At 64.9% G+C, this 9,421-nt stretch carries 9 protein-coding genes; 3 read left to right on the top strand and 6 right to left on the bottom strand.

The window, feature by feature from the left end; all coding sequences use genetic code 11:
* The coding region (locus BMZ82_RS38560) for a DUF4277 domain-containing protein (protein WP_256252348.1) at positions 1 to 183 on the bottom strand (183 nt) is incomplete at its 3' end.
* Between the two features lie 649 nt (positions 184 to 832).
* Positions 833 to 1,051, bottom strand: coding sequence for a helix-turn-helix domain-containing protein (locus tag BMZ82_RS38555; protein ID WP_256252347.1), 219 nt, complete (start codon positions 1,049 to 1,051; stop codon positions 833 to 835).
* Positions 1,052 to 1,600: 549 nt separating this feature from the next.
* Here BMZ82_RS38555 and BMZ82_RS38550 point away from each other — a divergent pair.
* On the top strand, positions 1,601 to 2,569 hold the full coding sequence (locus tag BMZ82_RS38550; RefSeq protein WP_093782048.1) for a tyrosine-type recombinase/integrase: 969 nt from the start codon (positions 1,601 to 1,603) through the stop codon (positions 2,567 to 2,569).
* Positions 2,570 to 2,752: 183 nt separating this feature from the next.
* On the top strand, positions 2,753 to 4,372 hold the full coding sequence (locus BMZ82_RS38545) for a serine/threonine-protein kinase (RefSeq protein ID WP_256252346.1): 1,620 nt from the start codon (positions 2,753 to 2,755) through the stop codon (positions 4,370 to 4,372).
* A gap of 166 nt (positions 4,373 to 4,538) precedes the next feature.
* Here BMZ82_RS38545 and BMZ82_RS40495 read toward each other — a convergent pair whose 3' ends face one another.
* The 3 genes from BMZ82_RS40495 to BMZ82_RS38530 form a co-directional block, all read right to left on the bottom strand.
* Positions 4,539 to 5,870 carry a YopA family protein gene (locus BMZ82_RS40495; RefSeq protein ID WP_143099008.1) on the bottom strand — a complete coding sequence of 444 codons (1,332 nt, stop codon included), beginning with the start codon at positions 5,868 to 5,870 and terminating at the stop codon, positions 4,539 to 4,541.
* Positions 5,867 to 6,547, bottom strand: coding sequence for a hypothetical protein (locus tag BMZ82_RS38535; RefSeq protein ID WP_093782045.1), 681 nt, complete (start codon positions 6,545 to 6,547; stop codon positions 5,867 to 5,869). The genes BMZ82_RS40495 and BMZ82_RS38535 overlap by 4 nt, the downstream gene beginning before the upstream one ends.
* Positions 6,548 to 6,919: 372 nt before the next feature.
* A complete protein-coding gene (locus BMZ82_RS38530; RefSeq protein WP_177244878.1) occupies positions 6,920 to 7,849 on the bottom strand; it encodes a transposase family protein in 930 nt (309 codons plus the stop codon).
* 363 nt (positions 7,850 to 8,212) lie between these two features.
* On the opposite strand from BMZ82_RS38530, the gene BMZ82_RS38525 reads away from it, so the two are divergent.
* Positions 8,213 to 9,046: a hypothetical protein gene (locus tag BMZ82_RS38525; RefSeq protein WP_143099007.1), complete on the top strand. Its 834-nt coding sequence runs from the start codon at positions 8,213 to 8,215 to the stop codon at positions 9,044 to 9,046.
* Between the two features lie 141 nt (positions 9,047 to 9,187).
* Here BMZ82_RS38525 and BMZ82_RS38520 read toward each other — a convergent pair.
* A partial coding sequence (locus BMZ82_RS38520) for a transposase (protein ID WP_143099006.1) occupies positions 9,188 to 9,421 on the bottom strand: 234 nt, incomplete at its 5' end.

Genomic DNA, 9,421 nt, shown 5'->3' with positions numbered 1-9,421 from the left:
GTCCCCGACCCGCACCAGCGGCGCCGGCGAGGTCAACCGGTTCGCCACCATCGCCTCGATCACCTGCCCGTGGCTCAGGTGGGCGCTCGCGCCGCCCGGGCACAGCTCGTCGACGATCCTGGCTACATCCAGCCGGCGCAGAAACTCGGCAGCGACAGGCAGAGCACCCAGACGCTTCTCCACCACGGACACCACCGCGCACTCGAAGCGCTGACGCTGAGACCGTGGCCGCGGGGACCGGGAAGTCATCGACACACCCCACCCAACGCCACACCCCCGGCCCAGGACACCCCGGGCCGGTCACACCATACGAATCAGCGACCCGCGAAGTACGGGACTAGCGTCCGTGTCGCCGTTCTTCAGTGGTGCCGAACCGAAGATCCGGAAGTTCTCCGCGTACAGACAGGCAAGGTACAACGACGTCCCCCGAGCAATGCGGCCCGGGCCCCGGATGGCCCAAGCGGTCACAACCGCCTCAAGTACCCCACCCATACGCGGTTCTGACGCATCATACGATTCATCACAACACTTGTGTCCCGTTGGGGGAATCCGCCCCCAAAGCTGGAAATGGACACGTCAGATAGCCAACTCCAGCAGCAGGGCTGGACCGTCGTCGCAGCGCGCCGCCGGAACGGGATGGTGGATCTCCACGGCCGACGCGACTGACACCAGGAAGGCACCTGCACGCGGCCAGGCAATGGGGCGCGGATTGGGCGCCTCGGCGGGTTCACGCGCACCGTCTGCGCGGATCTTCCGGAGGAATCGCGACGCCCAAGAGCCCTACGAGTTCACCGCACCCCATGAAATTCGCGGACGTTCGATCGCCCCCGGACTACTGAGACTCGGGCTTGCCGGATTCCTCCCGGGTGATGTGGTTGACGAGTTCCCCCGGCTCTACATCGAGTCCAGCAGCGATGTCCAGAAGAGTGAGCACGCTGGGGCTGCGCTGCCCATGCTCGATATAGATGAGTCCGCGGAAACTCAACCCGCTGCGCTCTGCGAGCTCTTCCAAGGTGTATCCCCGGTCTTCTCTGAGGCGTCGAATCTGCATGCCGAGGGACAGGAGTCGGGGATCTGGTGACGGTTCGCGTGGTGGCACACAGCGACACCACCCGCGCAACTTCCCCCAGGCCATGAACAGCTGTGCATAATCGGGCTCCACGCTGGAAATCCTGCATGTGAGCACACGCGAATGGTCGTGTGACTACGGCACCACTCACCCATGCACCTCGCCCGACGTAAACGGCCAGACCCAGGTGTGACAGCAGGCCACTAGCTCACTAGCAATGAACGAGAACATATGGCCAGACCCGTGCTGCCATTCGACCGATGGCACAAGTCATATCCAAAACCCTACCGAGGTGACGCACCCTGCAAGTGCGGGACCAGGAACCGTCCCCTTTACCCGTCAGCGGACCACGGACGGGGGCTCCGCTGGCAGGCTCGCTACGTCGATCACCTCAGGAAAGAGCACAGAGAGTCGTTCGCTACCTGGCAGGAAGCCCTCGACCGGCTCGGCCAACTGGCGAACCAAGATGCGACCGTGACGGGCGCGAGCCAGTCGGCACGCGGTCCACGGGTCGCATTCTTCGGAGCGCAGATGATCGAGCGCAAACGGAAGAAGAAAAAGAGACCCAGCACGATCAACACCTACGAGAGCCACCTTCACAACCACATTCTCCCGTTCGCGGGAAACCGACTGCCAGCATCGCTGCGGCGGCGCGATTCGATGGCCTTCATCGATCATCTGCTGGAAAAGCCCAGCCTCAGATCGGCCCGCACAATTGTCCAGATTTTCAAGACGTGGCGCATTCTCATCCACTACATGATGGACGAAGACATTCCGCTGCCCGCAAACATCGTGTCCCGCATCGAGCTTCCCGAAATCGACAACAGCAGAGTCTCCCTGACTCCCACGGAGGTGGCCGCGGCTGCCGTGGCCATGCGGGAGATTGAGCCGCGCTACGAGATCCTGGTCTGGCTCGGCGCATGCGCAGGACTACGTGCCGGCGAGGCCCTGGGCCTGACACGGGCGTGCGTGGGCTGGCAGGAGGACCTGCTCTACATCCAAGAGCAGCGTCAGCGCGGCAAGGCCGCACCGCTCAAAACGAAGGCCAGCTACGCGACCCTGCCTGTAGATCACTTCCTGATGGAGCAACTGGCGGCCCATATGGCCAACTTCAGCGAGCCGGAAGCAACCACCCACGACGCAGCGCGCAAGCGTCGGGCTCGGGGTCACGTGGAGCCACTTGACGAAGGGCTCATCGTGACGAACCGGTGCGGGAGGCCCGTGCAGAGCAGCGACTTCAACGAGAAGTGGCAACGGGTTGTCGCCCGGGCCGGTCTCCCTGAACGCGCCCGTTTCCATGATCTAAAGAGCTTCTACACCTCCACCCTCGGCGGCCCAGGCCAGCACGATCCGAAGACAGTCCAATCGCTCTCACGCCACGCCCGGTTCACCGAAACCTGGGACACCTATGCCCGCCCGCCGAAGATTGCAGAAGGTCTGACGGTGACCGTTTTCGCCCAGGCATTCCACTCGATCCTGCAGCAACCCACGGGATGTTGAGTGCAGCACGAGCCTCTCGTTCGCCGCGCACCTCTGACCGAACACTGCGCCTCTCCCGTCGCTGCCTGGGCGGGCGCACGGCTGGGGAGGCCTGTGGTTCTTGAGCTGCGCGACGCATGACGTCGATACGATCTGCCCATTGTTGCGGCCGATGTTGGCCGTGGGCCATCTGGGGGAGCCGTCGTGTCCAACCGTGTTCAGCCGGTCCAGCCCGGCGATCCGCGCCGGGTGGGTCCCTACCGCATCGTGGGGCGGCTGGGATCCGGCGGTATGGGTACGGTGTACGCCGCTCTCACGGCTACTGGCGAGCGGGTCGCCGTCAAGGTCGTGCATCCGGCTCAGGCCGCAGACGATGAGTTCCGTGCCCGGTTCCGGCGGGAAGTGCAGCTCTCCCAGCGTGTCACCGGGCCGTGCCTGGTTCCGGTCCGCGACGCCGACACCCAAGCTGCGACGCCGTGGCTCGTCACGCCCTACATCCCCGGCCTCACCCTCGACGAGCACGTGAGGGCCAACGGCCCCTTGTCCGGCGGGCGCCTGTACGCGATGGCCGCCGGCACCGCATCCGCACTCGCCGCTGTACACGCCCAGGGCGTCATCCACCGGGACGTGAAGCCGCAGAACGTCATCCTGGCCCCCTCAGGACCACAGGTCCTGGACTTCGGCATCGCCCACGCCCTGGACGGCACTTCGGTCACCCGCACCGGGGTGATGACCGGCACGCCCGGCTGGATCAGTCCCGAGCACTACCGCACCGGCGCCGTCGGCTCCCCAGGCGACGTGTTTGCCTGGGGAGCCCTCCTCGCCTACGCAGCCACTGGCCGTCTCCCCTTCGGCGGCGGCGCCGCTGATGCGGTGGCCTTCCGCGTCATGCAAGCCGAGCCCGACCTGGAGGGCGTACCGACCAGCCTGCGGCGCCTGGTGGAGAAGGCTCTATCCAAGGACCCGTCTGATAGGCCGAGTGCCGCTGAACTCGCGGGTGAGTGCACCGAGTTGCTTGCAGCCCAGGCGACCGCCGCCCTCACACCCGGCGATCAGCAGCCCACCCTGATATCCGACCTCGTCAGCGCGCACTGGGACCTGACACCTGAAGCCGAACCCGCCTGGCCCACCCCGCCCAGGCACAATAACCGCGCACGCCTGTATCTGACGGTCGCCGTGGCCGCCGCCGTCCTCGGCAGTCTCGGCGGTGCCCTCGCGGCTGCCTCCCAATCATCAAACTCCGCCCACGGCCAGGCCCCCACACCGAGCAGTCACACGAGCGCCGCCGCTGCCACCGCCGCGGCCCAGCAGTCCACCTCCCGGGTAACGAGCCCTGCTACGGCCTCCCCCTCGGCGCCAGCGACGTCTCAAACCCCCCAGCGCGCTAGCATCCCCTCCCCCGCCTACACCCGCAGCGACAACGCCCAGCCCAACGTAGACGAATGGGCCTCAGCCCGGCTCCCAGCCACCTCGGCCGAGAAGACTGCCGCACAGCACCTGATCACGGAGGCAGCGCCAATCCTTCAGGGACAGCAATACATGGGCGACACCGTGACCGTAACCTTCAACCCTGCAGCCCAGACCATGTTTGTCACCTTCGGCCCCGGCATCTACCCGGAAGGACAGGACTACCGTGACGACACCGGATTCACTGACATCATCCGCGGCCTGATGTTCGGCAGCTGCTCCGAAGCCCAGCAGAACTTCGGCAACGACACTGCCTGGCCCTACGGCCGTGCCGTCCTCGTCTACCGAGAGTCCATGGCCAGCCCCACCATCGTCGACTACCGCGAAGTCACCCACATCGACAGCTGCCGCGTGTAGCGCTCGATTCTCTTTACGACTCCTAACAAAAGTGGCGGGCTTGACCTGATGATTCGGAAGCCTCCTCTTGGTTGGCGTCGTTGACGACTTGCGGCCAACGACCGTAAGTACGGCCCTTCACGGGCATCCGTCCGAGCCTGGCCAGCCCACGGTCGCCCCACCGTGTTCAGCTCCAAGGCACCTTGGTAACGTCACTTACCCAGCCCGCGATGCAGGTGAGGTCCCGGTAATTTCCGGTATATCCGAGCGAGTTGAGGATCAGCAACACGAGGTAGTGGCGAGCAAGAAGCCATGCATCTCGCGTCAGCCCGTCCAGTCCGTAGACCCGCTCCTGCGATTCTTGCGGGTGTACCAGCCGGTTCCTGACCCACGTGACGACATCGGCCCCGTCAATGTCCTTGTTCTCCCTTGCCTTCACATCGGCGGCGTGCTGCGCGGCTGCCGTCAACAGGCCAGAGTTGATGGCGACCGGAATCTGGGCGTCGCGCAGCACCGTGCGCAGCAGGTCGTGAGCTGGCCGCCGCTTGTACTCCCGCTCGGTCAGGGCACCGCTCAAGACGAGGCTCTGCCACATGATGTGCTCCAAGCCGGCCGTCCCCATGATGATTCGGGGCTCGACGAAGTCTCGGCTGCGCAAGGCCGAGATCGCGTACATCATCTGGAATCGCAGGGGCGTGAGTTTGTCCGGGTCGAGGAAGCCGGCGATCGCCAGACGCAGGAAGTCGCCGAGCGATTCGTGATCTTGGTCGTACCACCAGCCATCGCTGTTCGAGCGTGCCGGGTCGCAGTGAGCGGCTCGCCACTGCTCCCAGACCACTCGACCGTCGCTGTCTTCTCCCACGGGCAGCATCGGGGCAGCCCAGCGACCGAGGGCAAACGAGATCCCGACGTGCAGCGCCGTCAGCAACGGGTCGGCTTCGTCGGCCGTAAAAACGGAATCATCGGCGCGACGCATCTCCATGACGTGCGTCATCACGTACACGTCGGTCTTGTGGAGTTCCTGCCAGACCTGCTGGTGGTCAGGACGAACGTCGAGCGTGATCTTCCATCCATTGGCTTCGAGCGACCATCGGCCTGACCATTCATGCTTGCCGCGCGGCGTCTCCTCTACCAGTCCCAACGGTCCATGCCAGTTGGGCAGGTTGAACCAATGAACGAGGATTCGGCTCAAGGGAGCATCGGAGTTCCCGAAGACGGCTCCGTTCGACCAACCACCATCGACGTTCCGGGGGAACCCAGGCAGGGTCATGTCGCCCATGGGACGACGAAGCGTCAGGGGAACTTGGTCTCGGTTGGCGAAGCCCGGCGTCGCGCCACCGCCAACCTCCCACTCAAGGTCGAACCCGTTTGAGCAGGTCAGCTCGACGCGGCCGGGGACATCATCTGTGCCGAGCCCACCCATCGGGCCGTCGTGCAGGAGGATGGGCTGGCCCGGTTTGTTGTACGGGTAGACCGGCGTGAGCGGTGGACTTGCTGGAGGCGTGTTCATCGTGGTCAAGCGGTTCCACTCGCTGACGGAGATGAGTTGTCCAGGATCGCGGCCTCGTCGTATCGCCAGCAGTCGTGCTCTAGACCGTCGGCCGGCTGAGATGTCATGAGGTGCTCTTGGATGTCGCGCACATACACCGGCTGTCGGCTTCCCTTGACCACGGTGAATAGCGGATGGATCTCAGCTGCGGCCAGGTTGGCCGATAGAGATGGGTCCTCCCACATCGTGTTCAACACGTAGGCCAAGTGCCGGAGCAGCAGTTGAGTCGAGTCAGGGGTGAAGGCCACGGTACGCGCGAGCTGCGCTGCGCCATGCCCCGCAAAGTTCCTCAGCTTCACGTACTGCGCTGCGGAGTGCGGCAAGGGCCTGGCCTGCGGATCAGCGTGACCCTCCAGGTACCTCACACCCGTCCGAAGGACTTCGGTGCTGCCGTCTGTTCCGCGCTTGCCGCTGACGATCCGGCCGAGCAGTTCGGTGGCATCGAGGGCGAGGAAGAGCGATCCTAGGTGGTAGTTGTGCTCGAAGTTGAGCCCAGAGGCCTGCATGAACTCGCGCATGACACCGCAGACGTACGAGGCCTTGCACACGTATGGGTCGAGCCCGGCGATCTGTGCGGCATCGTCCCACCGCGGTGCGTCGTGGGAGAGCTGGACAGTGTGCTGAGCCAGGAGGGGACGGTAGTCCATGACTCCATGGTCCGGCCGACTTTGGGCTTGGGCAACCTCTTCACCCACTGAGCGGCGTCAAAAACCCGATCACTAACTACCAAGCGCCAGCCGGTGGGTCACGTCCGAGCAATTCTGGGCATGCCCCATCCCTGCCGCTTACCTCGCCGCCAGCTACGCGGCCTTGGCACCACGCCCGGCTGCCGACAGGTGTCGACTGCCCCACACCGCTGCTGGCCGGCACTGAAGCTCTGCCGCTTTTCGGATTCGGCTGCGGGCAAATGCTGTCTGCAGAAATCTTCGGGACAGATCAGCTCAACCCCTGTCACGCTTACGGTGTCGTGCGCGACTGAGGTTGGGGCGTGCTGGCCTGGCGTGTTGGCTGATAGGTGATTACCGCTCTGTGGTGCGGTCGGAGACGAGGCCGGCGATGGCCAGATGGGTCTCGGTGTAGTACTCGCGGCGGCCGAGGTACCGCTGGAGGGGCCTCCACTGCTTGTGCTCGGCGTTGGCGTGCTCGACGCATATCCGCTCCGAGGATTGCTTCTTGCGGGCCTCCTCCCAGGCGGTGACCTCCTCGGCCGACGCGTTCTTGGCGGGCTTCTTCGGCGGCGCCTGGACCTGGTCGGGAAACCGTTTGGCCAGGCCCCGGTATCCGGCATCCACCGTGGCCTTGACCTGCGGATATTGATCGAAGAGGGCCTCGATCCCCTCGGTCTTGACGGCCGTCTGATCATGCATACGGCCCGGCCGGACCGCGCCGGTCCATAGAGTGCGGCCCTGTCCGTCGGTGATGACGGTGGCCTTCTTGGTGTTCTGCCGCATCTTGCCGGACACGAACGCATGCCGGCCGGGGCGGCCCGCCTTCGGACGCCGGACCCGTACCTCGGTGCCGTCCAGGCGCAGCTCAACACCCTTCGCGGTGGCGTAGGCGAAGACATCGGCCAGCGTGTGCAGACGCAGTCCCGCCTCGCCGGGGACCGCGAAGCCCCGCGCCGCCAGGAGCGGACGGATCTCATGGACGGCTCGCGTGACGGTGGAGCGGTCCACGCCGTAGAAGACGGCGAGGGCGGCGTGCGGAAGCTGGAACCGCAGGATCACCAGGGTCGCGATCACCCGATCGGTGAAGACCAGTTGATGGCTGGGTCCGCCACCCTCGGCGCGCAGACGCTCATGACCTCGGCGTTCACCCAGCCGGGACTCTTCCCGCGCCATCCACGGTCTGGCCAACTCGGCGATGAGCGCCCCGAGTCGACGCCTCGAAATGCCCGTGCAGATACGATGCGAGAGAGCCGTACGGGCCAAGGATCGCTTCACAACCATCCCAACCCGTACGGCTCTCCTCACGTTCCCGACCAGCCGAAACCGCTGTCGTACACAACGCCGTTAGCCATGGCGACTGCATGGAGTTCATGGAGTTGGGACTGGCGCAGGCTGGACTGCCTCGCTGGTTGCGGCGAGCTCGTCAAGCGCGCCCGCGACTCATGGGTGGAGATCGGCGGCACGCGCTCTGGGAGCTGGTTGATCGGAACACGCGTCGACGTAGGACGCATGTTCTCGGATCCCCTTCCACCACCGAACGACGAACCGCTCTATATGTTGGGGGCGGCTCACCGCGCTTGCCTCGGAACGGCTGTCCAACTCCTCCGCGCGGGCAGAGCCCAACTGGCCGACATCCTGACCACGATGGATATCGACACGAATCTCGAAGGCCAGGCCCACACGAACTGGATGGCCCCTCCACCAGGCCGCTGCCCCTTCTGCCAGGACCCACACGCCCAGCCCACCGACGAGGACATCTACCCCAAGTGGCTCGTGCGCGAGATGAAGCGCCACGGCGTGCGGAGCTCGGATCCCCATCGGCGGCGTATCAACTGGCCGACAACACCTGTCTGCCAACACTGCAACAACACATGGATGTCAACGCTGGAGAACGACGTCAAGGACATCCTCGTCCCGATGTTCTTCCACGTGAGATCGCTGGACGAGCACGCCCAAGGCTGGCTCGCCCTGTGGGCCGCCAAGATGGCCATCCTCTTTGATGCGATAGGCAGCAGCATCGTTCCTCACGGCGCCGGGCAGGGCCTGGAGGTCTTCCGCCAACCGCACCACGGGATGCGGGTCTGGATCGCCGCGTACCACGACGTAAACCCGCTGGCTGTGGTGTCGCGCCCGATCTACATGCCGGGGAACGATTCAAGTGACGACTTCCTCGGCCTGTGCGTCACCTTCTCAGTGGTCAAGGTCGCGTTCCAGGTCCTCATCCCCTTCCTCGATGGAGACCTCGCTCCCCTAGAGGACTTTCACGGTTCTGTCGTGCCGATTTGGCCGCCGGCCAATCCCATACTCGACTGGCCACCGCGATACCGGTTCGACGCCACCTCCATCCAGGCACTCGCCGCGAGGATCAACGACAACCGCGAGAACCTGACGATCGAGGTAAACCTCGACGCAGCACAACGCGTGAAGCAAGCACCCCCAGAAAGCGGATCCACCAGCGAGTCACAGCGGACGGAATGACCTGCACCCAGTCCCGCCAGCAGGGAGACACACCGGACGATACTTTCGAAGACGTTCGAAGCGTCCCAACTCGCTGGCCACTGACTAAGCGTTGTCCCGTAAATGATCTTCGACGTGTTCGTTGGCCTGCCTGTTTCTTCGTCAGCCGGCGAGGGTGAGGTTGTGCAGGCGGGCGATGCCGAGCATCGCGTGGTGGACGCCGTCGCCCTTGAGACGGCAGTCACGGAGGATTTTCCAGGTCTTCATCCGGGCGAAGGCGTGCTCGACGCGGGCGCGAACTTTGCGGTGGGAGGTGTTGTGTTCCTCTTTCCAGGCCGGGAGTTCGGTCTGGCCGGGTTCGCGGCGGTGCGGGATGACCAGGCCGGTGCCCCGGTA

The organism is Streptomyces sp. yr375, assembly GCF_900110755.1.
Taxonomy (GTDB): domain Bacteria; phylum Actinomycetota; class Actinomycetes; order Streptomycetales; family Streptomycetaceae; genus Streptomyces.
The sequence above is the reverse complement of the archived record's forward strand: the minus strand, read 5'-3'. Positions and strand labels throughout refer to the sequence as shown.

Excerpts from the sequence above, each read along its gene's own strand:
- BMZ82_RS38535 (WP_093782045.1), bottom strand. The coding sequence starts at position 6,547 with ATGGACTACCGTCCCCTCCTGGCTCAGCACACTGTCCAGCTCTCCCAC.
- BMZ82_RS38555 (WP_256252347.1), bottom strand. The coding sequence starts at position 1,051 with ATGCAGATTCGACGCCTCAGAGAAGACCGGGGATACACCTTGGAAGAG.
- BMZ82_RS38530 (WP_177244878.1), bottom strand. The coding sequence starts at position 7,849 with ATGGTTGTGAAGCGATCCTTGGCCCGTACGGCTCTCTCGCATCGTATC.
- BMZ82_RS38550 (WP_093782048.1), top strand. The coding sequence starts at position 1,601 with ATGATCGAGCGCAAACGGAAGAAGAAAAAGAGACCCAGCACGATCAAC.
- BMZ82_RS38525 (WP_143099007.1), top strand. The coding sequence starts at position 8,213 with ATGGATATCGACACGAATCTCGAAGGCCAGGCCCACACGAACTGGATG.